At 45.9% G+C, this 16,318-nt stretch carries 16 protein-coding genes; 9 read left to right on the plus strand and 7 right to left on the minus strand.

All coding sequences use genetic code 11. The annotated features are described in order from the left end of the window. Positions 1-252 precede the first annotated feature (252 nt). The 4 genes from BM200_RS17235 to BM200_RS17250 are packed head-to-tail and all read right to left on the minus strand — an operon-like array spanning position 253 to position 3,052. Positions 253-636, minus strand: a complete 384-nt coding sequence (locus tag BM200_RS17235; protein WP_091187666.1) for a hypothetical protein — start codon at positions 634-636, stop codon at positions 253-255. Then, complete coding sequence (locus tag BM200_RS17240) at positions 636-2,060, minus strand: hypothetical protein (protein ID WP_091187668.1); 1,425 nt, start codon at positions 2,058-2,060, stop codon at positions 636-638. The genes BM200_RS17235 and BM200_RS17240 overlap by 1 nt, the downstream gene beginning before the upstream one ends. A 4-nt stretch (positions 2,061-2,064) precedes the next feature. Further along, positions 2,065-2,457 carry a hypothetical protein gene (locus BM200_RS17245; RefSeq protein ID WP_091187670.1) on the minus strand — a complete coding sequence of 131 codons (393 nt, stop codon included), beginning with the start codon at positions 2,455-2,457 and terminating at the stop codon, positions 2,065-2,067. 31 nt (positions 2,458-2,488) lie between these two features. Beyond that, positions 2,489-3,052 carry a hypothetical protein gene (locus BM200_RS17250; protein WP_091187672.1) on the minus strand — a complete coding sequence of 188 codons (564 nt, stop codon included), beginning with the start codon at positions 3,050-3,052 and terminating at the stop codon, positions 2,489-2,491. Positions 3,053-3,461: 409 nt separating this feature from the next. Here BM200_RS17250 and BM200_RS17255 point away from each other — a divergent pair, with 409 nt between their 5' ends. The 4 genes from BM200_RS17255 to BM200_RS17270 all read left to right on the plus strand — a co-directional run bounded on the left by BM200_RS17255 (position 3,462) and on the right by BM200_RS17270 (position 9,788). After that, positions 3,462-6,521, plus strand: coding sequence for an S-layer homology domain-containing protein (locus tag BM200_RS17255; RefSeq protein WP_175532905.1), 3,060 nt, complete (start codon positions 3,462-3,464; stop codon positions 6,519-6,521). Positions 6,522-6,773: 252 nt separating this feature from the next. Next, on the plus strand, positions 6,774-7,925 hold the full coding sequence (locus tag BM200_RS17260) for a HupE/UreJ family protein (protein ID WP_091187674.1): 1,152 nt from the start codon (positions 6,774-6,776) through the stop codon (positions 7,923-7,925). 20 nt (positions 7,926-7,945) lie between these two features. After that, a complete protein-coding gene (locus tag BM200_RS17265) occupies positions 7,946-9,241 on the plus strand; it encodes a tetratricopeptide repeat protein (protein ID WP_091187675.1) in 1,296 nt (431 codons plus the stop codon). 1 nt (position 9,242) lies between these two features. Beyond that, complete coding sequence (locus tag BM200_RS17270) at positions 9,243-9,788, plus strand: HupE/UreJ family protein (RefSeq protein WP_245773063.1); 546 nt, start codon at positions 9,243-9,245, stop codon at positions 9,786-9,788. 56 nt (positions 9,789-9,844) lie between these two features. Here BM200_RS17270 and BM200_RS17275 read toward each other — a convergent pair whose 3' ends face one another. After that, positions 9,845-10,732: a LysR family transcriptional regulator gene (locus BM200_RS17275; RefSeq protein ID WP_091187677.1), complete on the minus strand. Its 888-nt coding sequence runs from the start codon at positions 10,730-10,732 to the stop codon at positions 9,845-9,847. 126 nt (positions 10,733-10,858) lie between these two features. On the opposite strand from BM200_RS17275, the gene BM200_RS17280 reads away from it, so the two are divergent. Both BM200_RS17280 and BM200_RS17285 read left to right on the plus strand, forming a co-directional pair. Then, entirely contained in the window at positions 10,859-11,947 is a 1,089-nt protein-coding gene (locus BM200_RS17280) for a polysaccharide deacetylase family protein (RefSeq protein WP_245773064.1), read from the plus strand. A 130-nt stretch (positions 11,948-12,077) separates the two neighbouring features. Next, entirely contained in the window at positions 12,078-13,316 is a 1,239-nt protein-coding gene (locus BM200_RS17285) for a YbfB/YjiJ family MFS transporter (RefSeq protein WP_091187954.1), read from the plus strand. 35 nt (positions 13,317-13,351) lie between these two features. Here the strand turns inward: BM200_RS17285 and BM200_RS17290 are convergent, their stop codons facing one another. Beyond that, positions 13,352-13,756 (minus strand): VOC family protein, encoded by a 405-nt coding sequence (locus tag BM200_RS17290; protein WP_091187682.1) that lies wholly within the window; start codon positions 13,754-13,756, stop codon positions 13,352-13,354. Between the two features lie 481 nt (positions 13,757-14,237). Between BM200_RS17290 and BM200_RS17295 the strand changes: the two genes are divergently transcribed. The 3 genes from BM200_RS17295 to BM200_RS17305 all read left to right on the plus strand — a co-directional run bounded on the left by BM200_RS17295 (position 14,238) and on the right by BM200_RS17305 (position 15,877). Continuing rightward, entirely contained in the window at positions 14,238-14,468 is a 231-nt protein-coding gene (locus tag BM200_RS17295) for a hypothetical protein (protein ID WP_091187684.1), read from the plus strand. A gap of 504 nt (positions 14,469-14,972) precedes the next feature. Further along, positions 14,973-15,518, plus strand: coding sequence for a P-loop nucleotide/nucleoside kinase family protein (locus tag BM200_RS17300; protein WP_091187686.1), 546 nt, complete (start codon positions 14,973-14,975; stop codon positions 15,516-15,518). Positions 15,519-15,634: 116 nt separating this feature from the next. Continuing rightward, complete coding sequence (locus BM200_RS17305) at positions 15,635-15,877, plus strand: hypothetical protein (RefSeq protein ID WP_245773076.1); 243 nt, start codon at positions 15,635-15,637, stop codon at positions 15,875-15,877. A gap of 101 nt (positions 15,878-15,978) precedes the next feature. On the opposite strand, the gene BM200_RS17310 is transcribed toward BM200_RS17305, so the two are convergent. After that, complete coding sequence (locus BM200_RS17310) at positions 15,979-16,293, minus strand: hypothetical protein (RefSeq protein WP_091187690.1); 315 nt, start codon at positions 16,291-16,293, stop codon at positions 15,979-15,981. Between the last annotated feature and the right edge of the window lie 25 nt (positions 16,294-16,318).

Below are 16,318 nucleotides of genomic sequence, written 5' to 3' on the forward strand. Positions count from 1 at the left end.
ATTACTTTCTCAATAATTTTGAAAGTGACTCTTAATACATCAAGCTTTTCCGGTGCTATATTCTCAATAATTCTGACGTCACATTCCGACTTTATCCCATCATAGAGAAGTCAATTCTAGATAAAAAAGACTCCTTAGTAACGTTTAAGGATCCAAGCAGATCCAAAAACAGCCAAGGAGACTATTCTACCCAAAACGTTTACAAACATGCGAAGAGATATTATTGCACGAGGTATAAATATTCTAATAATTTTACCAACTAAAGTGCTTTTTACCGCCCAACGTGTCGGTAATATCAATTCTCAGATGGCGGATGCTCCACCGGCCACGCTTGTAACTACGGCCTTGATCGTCAATGAATTTCGCTAACGGTACGCTGGATTTGCCGGAAGTCATCATCGGTGCTTCATAGGTATACTTGCCGTCGATAGTGATTTTTGCATCAAACCATACAAATCCGGTTTCGTTTTGGACAATCAGATGGTTGTTCGTAAGGGAGATGTCGGCAATCGGAATCGAGCTTTTTGGAGCAGGAACGCATCCGGTCATTAACAAGACCAGAAAAACGATTGCCAAGCATGACGTAACGTTACTCCTCGTTGGTTTTCCAATGCTAGTCTGCAGGTTTGTCCGCATTATCTACGTTCCTCCCCATTGGATTCGACAGACAGGCCGAGGTCAAATAATAAATTGGGCGCTCCGGGATGGCCGCGGTGTACTTCAACAGCAATGACATTGGTCCCCTTTACAAGCTTGTTCAAATGGGCTTTTAAATCAACTCTGCGATAGAAGGTAAATTCATTCGGAATCGCGAGCGAGGAATCGGTTAGTACTCCGGTTAGAATGGCATCCCGAGAGACTTCCTGACCGTTTAGATAAACAACGTAACCATCCTCATAGGCGATATGCAAAAATAAATCAGACAATTTCTTCGGATCGCTATTCCATTCAAACGATTTGCGGAAATAATAGGTCGGAGACGAGCCGGACTCCAATTTGCTTTGAATATAAGTCTGAAGTTCTTTGTTATTCGTATAGCCCAAAGGAGATCTGCCGGTTTTCCAGTCGGAATCATCGTAGTCCGGACTGCGCCAATCGTATGACGGCAGGGGAACCGATTCCGTGTGGGAAGTTTCAATAATTGGACCTTCTCCCACCAAGTCCACCCCTTCCGGTAAGGCGGATTTGATTGAATCGTCACCCGGATGATAGTGCCATAAGGATTGAATGCCCACGAGGGAGATGTCCTGTTTCTCTTGTAATGTCGAAAGGTCCCACGAAGCCAGACTGTCCGCATTCAGTTCCAATTGATCCAGGACCTGTCCATGTTCTTTCTCTGCCTTAATGGTCAACGCATGATCATGCGCCTCCAGTACCGTAATGAAAGGCGTTTCATTCAGCTCGGACAAGTCCCACACTTTCCAGTCCTCATAGTTAGAGGTTTGATATTCGGATGGCTCTTGGGTAACTGCTAAATCAAGCACGTAGACGGAATTGCGGATGAATACCGCGCTTATGCCGGCTTCCCTGAATGCAGTCCAAACCTCGGGAAGCTTCGGATCTTCGCTTAGCCAAGCAAAGGCAAACGTTTGCTTATTTCCATTAATCGTCTTGCGGATCCAATCCAATTGTCCGTCTCCCGCATCTTTTAACCGATCGGCATTGAGGAAGAAGAGTCTGGCGGTTCCTTTCGTAATTGAGTAGACAGATTTCCCATAACCCGGAAGAGTTTCGGCAGGCACATGAGGATAAGCTTGGTTAAAGAGCTGTTCCGTTGTAGAACCGTCATAGACAGGGTAAAGCTGAAACGACTGCGCTTCCGGTTGCTGCTGCAACAATTGGTTGGACGCGGCAAAAAACGAAATGTCCCGGAATTGCTTGATCCATTCCCCGATTTCCCCTTCCTGCTGGCTGAAATATCCAAACCGAAACGATGCCCCGGCCGGGGCGCTTGACTTGGAGCCCTCCATTGGTACCCTTGTCCAATAGAACGAGCAAAACAGAATGCCAATCAACACGAGCATCGATAATGAAAGCTTATATTTGTATAAGGACGCCATAAGTCTAACCCTCTCCTCCCGGTAATGTGTTCGGCAGGGAAGGCCACCACAATATAGTGTGGTAGACTGCAGGCCAGAGAATGATCAGATTGGCAATAAAAGCAATCGTAAATCCGATTGTCCACGGCTTTAGATTGACCTCTTTTCGTCCGAGCGTCCAATGCAATATCGCCCATGTGCAGAGCCAGACGACGAGTCCAGCCGTTTCTTTTCCGGTGTAAGGACCGATGGCCCACCAAGAAGGGATCCAGGAACCCATCTTCAGCAAAATGGGATTAGCCTGCAGCGGATTGTAATAGCTCCATATGTGACTGACCGTTGTCGCAGCGATGCCAAGCCATACGGAAAGCAGGATGGCGGCGACTTCGCCCGTTTTTCGTTGTTTGGATTCTTTCACTTTTTTTCACTCCCTATCGACCAGGTTGCAATCATACCATTTTCAGTTTCGTCATGCCGATTCCGCACGCAAAGCCGATTAATAAACAGATCCAGAATAGCGTAACCAGCAAAGCGATGATTCCGGTAAGCGCCGAGCCCGCTGTGAGATTATGGCGAAACCGGCGCAATAAAAAGGCCGCCGCGATTCCTAAGGGGAGCGGGTACAGCGATACGAATTCTTTATATTCCATCACGATTAAATGCACCTCGGGGCTATGGTACATCAGCCACTGCTGGGGACCGTCCGGACCTCGGTAAGGAATGTAGAGCCAGTTGCCGAGCGCGATCGTTATCAGAACCAATAGGTTCGTGAGCCAGAGCACCCATTCCAGGTTGGCCGCGGCTCCCTGCTTGCCCCGCAGCATGGGATAGGTCAGGTGAAGCGCTTGGCAGCTCATGATCACGGTGACGGTCGCTCCTAATCCGTGCAGGACGGCCTCCAGCTTATGGTTGCTGTATCCGATGACATTAAACAAAGGGATTGATAAAAAAAGCAGTGCGGCTACGCTCGCTTGCGTAACCGCAAAATCTTTTGCAGTGAACATGGATTTCATCGGCTGTCCATCTCTTTCCTCTTGGGATGTGATGTCGATTATTGTAGAAAAGTATGATCAGAGGAATGTTAATGCTAGATTACGAAATTGTAAATGCCGCACCTTCTAATGCCGGGTGACGCGGTTTCAATGGTTAGAATTGGGTTACTTTAAAATTAATATTATCTTAAAATTTTAATTAATATTTTACTAGTATAATAATTTTGGCAGTTGGTTAACAGGAATATCTGTGAATTCCGCAATCCTTTCGTGGTACACAGGGAAAGCAAAGCATACTAGCAGATTAGGTGGTGTGCCGGACGTCAGCGGGGTAAGGAGGAGGTTCTAATTGGTTTTAGATTGAGTATGGAAGAGACCGAACAGGGGTTCCATGGTTCCGACTGCTAATGACAGAGAAGGGGATGACAAAGTGAAAGTTAAGTTAAAAGCCAAGTGGAAAGGTTTAACTTTGGCTCTATTTGTATGTACGGTTGTGTTTACTATTGGTGCTTACAACGTGTCGGCTGAAAGCACGATCGTTAAGGGGCCATACTTACTGTTCGAGGGACAAAACACCTCGATGAGCGTCATGTGGCAGACAAGCGATAACCAGTCGAATACGATCAAGTGGGGGACAGACACGACTTATTCGTTGGGGCAGGAGACCGTTCAAACGTACGGTGCCGACAACCAGCACAAGTACACAATCACCGGGCTGCAGCCGGGTACGAAGTATTACTATGAGGTAGCTGGTCAGACAGGTTCGTTCGTCGCTGCTCCTGCAAATGACGCTACTTCCGTGAAGTTTCTCTCTTACGGCGACAGCCGTACCCAACCGGAATATCAGGATAAGGTAGCCGACCTAGCTCGGAAGGCGTATGCCGAAGACCCGGCCTACCAATCGATTCTCTTGAACAGCGGGGATATTGCTTCAAGCGACTCCGAAAGCAACTGGACCGCTCAATATTTCGTGCCTGAATCGGCCTATCCACAGATGCACGCTCTCCAAACAGAGGTGCCGATGATGGGGGCAAGGGGCAATCATGAGGGCGTTGGTTCCGTTTATGAGAAGTACTACCCGTATCCGTACGTGGATGACTTCTACTGGTCCTTCGATTATGGTCCGGTCCATGTTTCGGTAATCGACGAATATGCGGACTTTAAGGAAGGCTCGGCACAGTATAACTGGCTGGAAAACGATCTTGCCACTACGGACAAGCCATGGAAAATCGTAATGGGCCATCAGCCTGCCTGGGGTGCCGGTACGCACGAGAACAATACCGATGTCCAAGAATACATTCACCCTCTCCTGAAGAAGTTCGGGGTGCCGCTGTATCTTAACGGACACAATCATAACTATGCCCGCGCCGAAGTTGACGGGATCGAGTACCTTACTTCCGGCGGCGGCGGCGCTCCATCGTACGATGTAAACCCAAGCTGGCCGAATATCGTCAAGGCTGACAAGTCGTACTTCTTGACTATGTTTGATGTTCAAGGGGATACCATGAAAGTGACTTCCAAGAGGATTGACGGCACGGAAATCGAGACCATCACGGTTCACAACACAACGCAGGAAGATTTGGATATTGCCAAGGCAACTCTTGCTGCGGATAAAGATACGCTGCAAACGGACGTGCCTGAAAGCAGCGTTAAGCTTGATTTGACGGCCGTTGACAGTAAGGATGCCAATGTGGATCTGTCGAATGCCAATATGAGCTACAAAACGGATAAACCCGATTTGGTTTCCATTGCATCGGAAGGAACAGTGACCGTCAAGAAGAAACCCGTGTTTAATGAATCGGTTCAGGTTTGGGCTGAGATCTATAACGCAGGCGAGATTGTGAAATCCAATACGGTAACGATCAATGTCAAAAATCCTGACGGTTTGGCTGAAGTAACGTTAGCATCGGATCACGATACGTTGACCGGCGATGCGAATTCTTCCGCTAAGTTAAGCTTATCGGCGAAGGACAATTTGGGAGCGGCCATGGATCTTTCTTCGGCCGAGGTCAAATACAAATCAAGCTCCGATGATATCGTAGCTATCTCTGCTGACGGCATTGTAACGGTGAAAAATAAGCCTCTTCGCGCAACGTCCGTAACGATTGAGGCGGAAGTTACCGTGCAAGGAATAACCGTTGACAGCAATAAGGTATCCATTCTGGTTGGCTCTTTGCCAAGCGGAGATTCCCATTTGCTCATATCGCCAATTAAGAGCCCTTATGACGATATGGAAGAAAAAGCGGACGGATCTCTGGATATGGATAGTTCCGATCTGGAAATTATCATGGAAGGCTCAACGGACAAACCGCAACAGATTGGTCTTCGGTTTGCTGGCCTCGCTCTTCCTAAAGGGGCAAAAATTGTTGATGCCTACGTTCAGTTTTCCGTTGACGAGCCAGATAACAACCTTAATCCGTTTAACGTGAATATTTATGCGGAAGCAGTTGCAAATTCGCTTCCGGATAAACCGGGTAATATTTCATCACGCGTGAAATCGAATGATTTTGTAAGCTGGAAGGATATACCGGAATGGACAGTCGAACACGAAGCCGGTCCGAACCAGCAAACTCCTAACCTGGCATCCTTGGTTCAGCAAATCGTAAATATGGATGATTGGAAGGAAGGGAACGCAATGACTTTCCTTCTCACCGGTCAGGGTACAAGATCCGCTGAATCCTTTGAAGGCGCAGGTAACAACGCGGATCAAGTTGCGCATCTCTATGTTGTCTATACAAATGCGGATACGACAACTCCGGGCGACGGAGGCACACCAGGCAACGGCGGAACACCGGGCAACGGTGGTACGCCAGGTAATGGAGGAACACCGGGCAACGGTGGTACACCAGGTAACGGAGGAACACCGGGCAATGGTGGTACACCAGGTAACGGCAGCGGCACACCGGGCAACGGCGGAACGCCTGTCATTCCGGCTAACCCGTTCAAAGACGTCGACTCGCATTACGATTGGGCGAAAGACGCCATTGCAGTGCTCGCCGATAAAGGCATTATTAACGGCACGACGTCCACAACCTTCGCCCCGGGCAAGCAAATTACGCGAGCAGACTTTATGGAAATGCTCGTCCGCATGCTGGACCTGAAGGCTGACGTAACGTCCAACTTCAGCGACGTGAAATCGAGCGACTATTACTATCAAGCGCTTGGCGTCGTTAAGGCGCTTGGCATCGCGAACGGAACGGGCGACAACGAGTTCAATCCGCGCGCGAACATCTCGCGTCAGGACATGATGGTTCTAATGAGCCGCGCGATGGAAGTGACCGGCAAGCTGGCCATGAACGGCGATCCGGCAGAGCTGAACGGCTTCAAGGATAAATCGAAGCTCGCGCCTTACGCGGTCGATGCGGCTGCCGATATGGTAAAAGCGGGCATCGTTCAAGGCAGCGCTTCGGTGCTGAATCCGACCGGTCAGGCAACACGGGCGGAAACCGCACAAATGATCTACCGTCTCTATCTGCTGCTGCAGAAGTAAGGCAGCCTACAAAATTAAACCAGAAGCATAATTAATGTAAATGGCGGCGTTAGGGTGTCTATCCTTTCGCCGCCATTGCATATGTTTTGAATGCATATGATTTACGAGACCTTAATATGAAATTAACGTTCGGCACACATCTATTTCATAGTATTAATAGGTAGGTACAAAGATATTGGTTTCAGCCTGATTTGCCTACTGGCAAGTGGTTATGGGCCGCACCTAACATAATGAAGAAATGAGTGCATCGTGATGCTTACAAAAGGATTCAGAAAACTAGCGGCATTGATCCTGGGAATCGCCTTATTGCTTGTCGGAGTTACCCCCATATTTGCTCACGACATGTACCTTGGAGCATCGAAATGGGCTTTTGGCAAGGATCGAATTCTGTCCACAATAGAGCTCGACCCCGCTATATTTCAACAATTGAAGGGGATTAAGGAGCTTGGATATGATCTTGAGAATCTCACCGATGATCAGCTCGGCGTTCTAACAAACGACATCCTTCAACCTTACATTGATGAGAAGCTATCTGTTTCCATCAATGACCGCGAGTATCCGATAAAGGTAGATCATTTAAAGAGAGAAGGAACATTTTGGGTCATATGGCTGAGAATCAATGATGTCGATTTCGATTGGACAGAAAACAAAGTAAAAATTAACTACCGTCTATTAGATGAAGAGACCAAAGGTCAGCATGTGAATATTGGCTATATCTATTTTACCGATGCGGATGACGATTCGGTTCAGGGGGTCTTCGATAAGACCCAGCCGGACTTGCAATATATATTTGACTCCAACAATGCTGTTTGGGAATTCTCGGATAAATCGGCCGCATTCTTGTCTGAAATCTCTACCTATTTCATACTTGGAATTAAACATATTTTAACCGGGTATGATCATATCGCATTTTTGCTTGCTTTGATTGTGATCGGACTGTCCGCCAAAGAGGCCTTGAAAATTATTACGGCATTTACCGTGGCGCACAGTATTACTTTGCTGCTGGCTGCCTTGCATATTGTCAATCTAAACGCGAAGTTTGTCGAAAGCGTCATTGCTCTATCCATCTGTTATATCGCGGTGGAAAACCTGTTCCTAAAGCAGATCAATTATCGATGGCTGGTCACCTTTATGTTCGGATTGGTGCATGGGTTTGGTTTTGCCAGCGTTCTTCAGGAATATGTCGCGGATAAATCGAATCTTGTTCGATCCGTCGTTTCGTTTAATGTCGGCGTAGAAATTGGACAGCTGATGATTCTATTAATCACGCTTCCTCTTCTCTATGCGATAAAGAAAAAGTTCTCTCTTGGAAGAATAACCACTGTATCTTCCGCGGCCATTTTTATTATTGGTTTCCTTTGGTTCGTCGATCGGATGTTCAATTTGCATCTTGTACCATTCTAAGCACAGGAAGAGAGAACCTCATGAATAAGAAAAGAGCGCATTACGTACTTGCTTCAATGGTGATGACGATTATAACCTTCATTACGATTTCCGGCACCAGCATGGCTCAAGGCAGCTCCGATGAACTCGTAAAGGAATACAGCAATAAAGCGAACCAATTTTTTGCTGCCAACGATTATGAGCAGGCGGCCATGACGCTGGAAGAGCTGCTCGCTAAGGAACCGGATCTGAACAATGAAATGGTGTACAAGCAATTAACTCATATTTACGACGATTACTTATTTGATTTTGAGAAGGCGTTGTTTTTTTATACAGCGTATCTGAACCACTTCCCCCAAGGTATTTTTTCGGATGACTTTCAGGGCAGAATAGCCTATCTCAATGAAAGACATTCCGATTGGCCGATCTTGCAACGTTTTAGACGCATTCAGTTGGAAGAAGATCATATGACCATGCAAGCAAAATTGGAGGAAGTGGAAACCATACTTTCGCAGCATGAGGACTCAGAGATTGCGCCCGACATGCAGCTCTACTTGGCTAACAAGTATTATGAAACGGCCGGCTACCAAGAGGCGAGAGAGCATGTGGAACAATACATGGATAGCTTCGGCAAAGGCGTCATATCAAGTGAGGACAGGGCCTCAGCCTTGCAGCTGTATGCCGACATTCTCGTTAAACAGCATCGTTTCGGCAAAGCCATTCGGGCTGTGGATCAGGCAATTGCGCTGAATGTCCCGGGTGAAGACTTTAATTACGCGTTAAAAAAAAGCGGGATTATCAAGCAGCGGAACATGCTGTATGGATTTATTGGTACTCTTTTGTATGCTTTCGTGGTGGTTGTATCGTTATTTTCGCTTCGATTTTGGCGGCATTTTCATTTACGCAGCTATGCAAGGCAGCTTGCCAGGCCGTTGCAACTGCTTGGCCTCATTACGCTGGGTCCTATTTTCACCTTGATCATCACGCGAGAACCGGAGACGAACATTCGGTTTTTCTGTTGGCTATTTGGCTTATCTGTCTTTTTTATGATCCTTACAAGACTGTTCGCCCCGTTCTTCATGAAATCAGGCCGAGTGGCTTATGTTAGCATGAGTGGCTTGCATATGGCGGCCGCTTCGTTTATGGCTTATTACGTGACGATTTACAGTGGAAGGCAGACAAGTATTAACGCGTTAATAGAAATTTATGCAGATCCACTGACAACGCTATCCCTATGGTTAATGTGGGGTTCCGTCATTGCGGTTTTATTAATCAATGCCATTTCTAGTTTTGTTTTCTCCAAAATAAAACTACTAGCTCATCAGGGGGGGGCATAAGGTGATCTCGGCTTTCACTTCATTTTTAAGACTAGGCATGGAACATATATTAACCGGCTATGACCATTTGTTATTTATTTTTTCTCTGTTAATTGCAAGGCAAACGATTAAACAATATGCGGCGGTGATTACGGCATTTACAATCGCGCACTGCTTAACCTTGACCTTAACGGTGCTTGACATTATTAATGTCCCATCTATTATCGTCGAACCAGCGATTGCCCTTAGCATTTGCTATGTTGCTATTGAGAATATTTTCAAAAAAGATGTGAAGAACCGCTGGATGATTACTTTTGTATTTGGTTTAATTCACGGAATGGGGTTTGCCGATTTATTAAAAGGGATGCATCTGGCAAAAAACTATTTAGCTTTTAATATATTTAGTTTCAATTTAGGAATAGAGGTTGCTCAGCTAGGAATCCTTGCCATCTTGTTGCCGCTTCTTCTCTTGATTCAGAAATGGAGATATTCAGTGAGAGCAGTCAATATATGCTCAGTGATAGCTTTTTTATTAGGTGGCTTGTGGTTAACCGAAAGAATACTTTAACACAACGGCAGCCGTTTGGCTGCCGTTTTTATTGAATTAAAGGGTAATTCCGACCATTAATGGGGGATTTCACGGATGACCTTAATTGCCTCCATTAACAATATTGCTGCCTTGCCTAGTAAGTGTTTGTCTTTATAAGCGATACCTATAGAGATGACAGGATTCAAGTCGGCAATTGGTCTTATAACCAATGAGCCTTCCTGTTCCAGACCACTGTAAATCGGTACAATCCCGATGCCGAACTCTGCCTTTACCATTTGTTGAATGACAAAGAAGCTTCCAACCTCCATGCAAGAAAATAGGTTTCGCCTCGTTGGATAAATAGCCGTTTCCCAAAGCTCTCGATAGACACAAGTCGGCTCTTTGACTAGTACGGTTAGCCCCGCGAGGTCGTTCGACGTGATGCTATCTTGCTCGGCTAATGGATGATTAATATTTAACATGACCCCTAATCTTTCCTCAATCAGCGGCTCAAACTCCAGCATGAGGTTTGAAGGTGGAGCTGCGCAAATGCCGAATTCCAGCTCGCCCGACCGAACCCTTTCCGCGATCGTTCGGCTGCCGCTTACTTCCATTGTTAACTCCACATTCGGTCGAATCTTGCAAAAGTCAGCTACAACGCTCGCTAGCTGCTGGCTTGCCACGGGCTCGATAGCGGCAAAACGCACCGAGCCGCTGTCTCCCGCAGCAATATCCGAGACGGTCTGTCTCATCGTTCCGATCGACTTCAGTAAAGCCGCGGCTTCATGATGGAGCCATCGGCCGGCTTCAGTCACGATCATGCGTTTTCCGTCGCGCACAAATAAAGAAACGCCAAGATCATCTTCGAGACGCTGAATCTGCAGAGTTACCGTAGAGGGTGCATATTGGAGTTCCTCGGCGGCTTTCAGAAAATGACCATGACGCACGCAAGCCTCGAAGGTCTTTAAAGCTCGAAAATCCATTGTCATCACCTTTGTTTGATTTTTTTAAACAATTTGTTCATATTATTCAATTTTACAAAACATTCCCGGGATTTTACAATAGGTTCAACGGTATCATGGTGGAAGGATACCTCAGAAGGGGGATTTATGATGACAAAACAGGTAATTACTCGCGGCAATCCATCGGTGTCTCACTGTGCCTTTACGTTTGATGACGGTCCGATGCGGATTCCTATTGACGCATGGCTCGATGCTTTGGAGCAGGGAGGCGCGTGCGGGACGTTTTTTTTAACAGGTGAGTGGTTCGATCGGTACCCGGCCAAAGCAAGAGAAATGCTGGCCAGAGGTCATGAGCTCACAACGCATACCTACCATCACCGCAGAATGGCAGATGTGACCAAAGCCGTATTCTTCGAAGAGCTGAAGATTGCTGAGCTCGCTTATCAAGAAGCAACGGGAAGGCCGGCTCCGACCTTCATGCGTTTTCCTTATGCCTCTTACCGGGAGGAGAATTTGGAATGGCTGCGGGAGTGGAAGTATCTGGTCGTCGAGGGGGAGGATACCGTCGACTGGTCTGGACCGCCAAGCGCGCAGCTTGTGGAGCGGGTGTTACCTAAGCTGATCAATGGGTCGATTTTTATGTTTCATGCCAATGAAATCGCCAAAGAGACGCCGCAAGCCGTTAAATCGCTTGTACTCCATACCCACGCCAAAGGTCTTGCCTTGGTTCCCGTATCCGAACTGCTTCATGCTAATGGCATCTCCACGGGCGAACGCAGGTGGCAAGTTCGCTTCAGACCGACTCTCCTAGGTTCTTTCCATAATGAGCAGTGGGAGTACGTAGCTGGGGACTATGAATTGCGGAAGCTGGCCGCCGATTCGCTTGAATGGGGGAATCCGAAAGCCCCTACAGGGTCCGGCGCCTATAATAAATGGCTACAAGAGCTCTCAACGCAGGTCCGGTCGGATGGAGAAACGCGTTTTGTCGCCCGCAGCTTTGCTGACCAATACTGGGCATACGTACGTGCTTCCGTCCACGGCGGCGCTCTGGTGCTGGAGGACTACGCTACGAAGGAAGCCCATGCGGATGCCTTAATATATATCCTACAATGGGCGGCTTACGAGGCATCGACCTTGGGGTGCGAGTGGATTACCAGCACACAGGACATGCGCCGTATTCACAAGCTGTGTGAACAGCTGGGCTTCGAAGCGGAAATTGTTTTGCAAGAAGGATAGCACCCAAGCAGAAGACATATATCCAGTAGAGCCACACCACAAGGTTATGACTAAGGTTCAGCGGAGAGTCGCGCAAATAGCTAGTGCGCTATATAAATTGATCGTCCTTTATTTGGGGGAAGGTTGGGATATGGGAACAAAATCCGCATTTAATCGGGTTACTCTATGGGCATCGTTTTTGTTTGTTGTCATACTCGGTTTTTCCCGGCTCTCCTACGGTATGTTCTTACCTGGGATACAGAGGGTGATCGGGGGGAGCTACGGACAGTTGGGTATATTGGGGACAGTTAACTTTATCGGTTATTTGGTCGGGACATTATGTCTTTCTCCCCTGATCTCGCGGTTTCCAGACCGCAAACATGTCATTAATCGGATGACGTGTTTAGTGCTCGGATTGACTTTGATCGGCTCGGCATTTAGTAATCATTTCACTCAACTTGGGCTTTGGCGGTTCGCAATTGGATTGTTATCTGCCTTCGCTACAGTGTTGGTCCTGTCCATTGCTATGGAGGCCGTTCGACCGGCGGAACGAGGAGTGGCATCGGGGCTTATATGGCTGGGCGGATCTGCCGGCATTCTAGTGACGGGTTTATTCGCTCCCTATACCATAGATCCTTCTCATTTACAGGGGTGGCGGTATGCTTGGGTGATCATGGGCGTATTTGGGGTTATTGCCGCGTTTGGCTTTGAGTTCGTCACCAGAAAAAGGGGATCCGAAAAAATACCCTCGCAGACCGAATTGAAGCCACGGGGAAAAGAAAGTGTAAATGTGTATCGTCTCCTGCTGGATCCGAAGAAGCACATGTTCCTAATCCTTTCTTATTTCTTCTTCGGCTCAGGATACATCATCTATTTCACGTATTTGATTCCGTATCTGGTGAGCAAAGGCATTCCGTCCCTCAATGCCGGGTTGATATGGTCCGCAATCGGATTTGCTGGTTTATTTAACGGATGGATCGGAGGCAAAGCCATTGATCGATGGCCGAGCGGGCATACGCTTGCGACGGGGTTAACCTTGGGAACGATTGGCGTGAGCGGGGTAATCACCAATAATATGATGTTTACCGCGCTCGGAGCAACCATGGTTGGACTGGTGTCCTTTATAACCCCGCCGCTGATGACGACTGCACTTCTTCGTCGTCATGTCCCTTACCACGCGTATGCGGCATGTCTTAGCATAGCCACTGCCTTTTTTGCCTCTGGACAGATTATCGGCCCCATCGTTGGAGGCTTGGTAGTCGAACGGTACGGCTTGCAATTCGGCGTAGCATCCAGCGCAATCTTTATGGCGATTGCCGCTGCGTTCGCCGGTTTGTATGGACAACAGCAACGAAAGCTTGAGATCCGTGATTTGCCTCTCAGCGGTTGAAAACAACGGATAGCAGCCGTTAAATTTCATGTCCGTTAGCGCCTACCGCTAAACCGTTTGATCGCTTCCTCGGTCACTGGCGCGAAGAGGTTAACCAGGTTGCCGTCGGGATCGCGAAACAGCACAGCACGGTTCCCCCATGGCATCGTAGTTGGCTCCTTTACCCACTCGTCGACAAACCGCTTCAAGCGCTCGTATTCGGCATCGACATCGTGGACACGGAACTCAATGATGACAGTGTGATTGTCGGCCGCCACTGCGGAACCAGCGCCGAACAGTTGCACCGTCTGGGAGTGGCCGATCGCCAGGGTGCACGAGGGCAGAACGAGTTCGGCAAAGACGGGCGCGGGGCGTTCCGCCGAAACACCCAAGACTTTCTCATAAAAATTAACGAGACGATCCACGTCGTCGGTAATGATACGTACAGAAGCAAAATTCACGAGATACCATCCTTCCTATAATAAATAATACAATACTGTTTCCTATCATTTTGGGCTAAAAATACTTCGCATTTATCTTCTACTCCTTTACGGTTACTAATCAGATTATAAAAACACGCTACTGACAACAGTATGTCAGTAGCGTTTAAAATTTTTTTGGCTTCCTCCCGAATTCGATTTCGGAATCCGTCAGTACACGATATGTCATAATTCTTATCTTTCCAGAACTAGCTCACATTACGGATTACAGTGATAATTGATAGGGTTGCTGAATTGATTGTCATATTCTACAGCATGAGGCTACCTTTTGTTCAACTAAAGGGGCATGTTATTTCATACCATTATAGAGCATTTTGCCCGGCGGCAGTTGATCTATTTTATTAAGCTAAAGGGCAGTTTAGCGTGGTGATTTCAGGGTTACATTTAGCACCACAAACATGGTAAAATTTACATATAAAATGATGCGAGAGGGGACTTGGAAATGAGCAAGAACAACATCCATGAAACCAATCCCGAAAAGGAATATTTGTACACTGACGATAACTATGTCGATGAGAACCTTCGCTCTATTCAAAATATTGAGGGTGGGGGACCACTGAGAAAAGTCGATTTACACTCAATGCCACGTCCTTTAAGGATTCTAGGTTACTTTTTATTTTCTATTATATTGTTAATGGGTGCTTCAGTAGTCTTGATTAGTTTTATTCGTTAAATTTGTTGAACTATCGGCGAACTTTAGTTCAATCAATAAAGCTGCAGCAGATCAGAGGATCCGCTGCAGCTTTTGTTTGTTGAATTGAAAGTAAAGGGCAATTTAGCGCAACTTAAAAGTAAATATGTGGTATGTAGTAAGAAAGGCTTGCTAGTTGTACTCACAGAAGAAAGAAACTTTGACAGGAGGGGTACAAAGATGAACGGAATAAAGTTGATGTGCTTAGGAATATTGTGTGTACTAATAGCATTGTATTTGAATTATTCTGGTATAGTTAGGGGTCAAAACGAAATTTATCTTGTTTTTGCAGGTGTAATTTTGGGGGTTACGGGTCTCTTTAAGAAGGACACATAAGATGATGGAAAGTTACGCTAACGGAGAACTTTAGCTCAATAAAGACAGCACGGCAGCCCAACTTACTGAGCTGCCGTTTTCTAAACTAATTGGTAGGATAATGATGACGAAGATATTTATTATCTATCCACTGAACTAAGGGAGAAATCTATGTCAAAAATCATTTTAGTTAGGGGTATGGCTGGAACTGGAAAATCAACATTAACGAATGAGCTTAGTAAGAGACTGAAATTGGTGGTACTGCATAAGGATGATATTTATGACGCTTCAGCAAGTGTTATTCAAGAACATAGTTCAAGGAACAAATTATGTTTTGATTTCCTCTTTAGATTATTACAGACGGTTATAGATGCAGATGCGAGCATCATTCTCGATTTCGGCTTTAATGACAATAACAGTGTATTAAGTTTAGACCAATGGGTAAGGGAAAGAGGGGGAGAATTAAAGATAATACATTGTATATGTAGTAATGAAACAATATGGTCGGAACGTCTGGCTGAACGAAGTGAAAATCCATTACCTAATCAATTGATTACAAATTTATCAGAGCTAAAGGAATATTACAGAAATTTAAGTGCTGAATATCTTGAAAACGAATTGGTCCTTGACACGGTCAAGGAATTAGAATCGCTGATTATTCAAGCCGAAACATTTGTCCTAGAACAAAATGCGCATTACGCTAACGGTGAACTTTAGTTCAGCAAACGATAGCAGCCGGCGTATTATGTTCGGCTGCGTTTTTGTTGAACTAAAGGGAGTATCGTTTAATGGTAGGATAATGAATAGAACAATAAGGGGGGATAGAAGTGCGGATGTATGCTCTACTTGAAGAGCCAGTGGAGAAAGTTAGAAAAGTTATGGTTTACGAATCAGATATCGGTGCGTATGTCTTTTTGTATGATACACAAGAAGATAAGAGTTGTATTGCTGATTTATGGTTTGAAACGCTCGCTGAAGCTCTCGATCATTGCCTGCAAGAATTCAATGTCATACAGTCACAGTGGCTTGTTATCAATGATCCTGAAGAAGGAGAATTTCACGATATTATTCGTTAAATCAAATTTGGCATTGAGCTAACGGGAGACGATAGTTGAAAAATGGAGCAGTTGGCAACTGCTCCATTTTAATATACTAACAATGAGCAAACTTAAGTGATTTATACTATTGCCTCTATGCCCAAAATTTCTTTTGTTTTCCCATCAATTTTAATCTTATACTCCTTGTGTTGTAATCCTGATTCTGTTTTCACAGTAATCACAATAAACCTGTAACTGGGATTCGTGTCTAAAATAAATGATCTATTAATTCCACCCTCTATTTGGCTTATGCGATAGCCTTCAGTCATAGGAGTTGTTTTTACAGCAATTTGAACAGCTTCTTGATAAGTTACTGAAGGTTTATTAAATATAAACAAAGCAAAGAAATAAGAACAAAGAAAGAAGCCAAATAGGATTATAAGTGTTCTTTTCATATTTGAAACCCCCGAGATGTTATAC

It is taken from the genome of Paenibacillus catalpae, from assembly GCF_900112695.1.
Classification (GTDB): domain Bacteria; phylum Bacillota; class Bacilli; order Paenibacillales; family Paenibacillaceae; genus Pristimantibacillus; species Pristimantibacillus catalpae.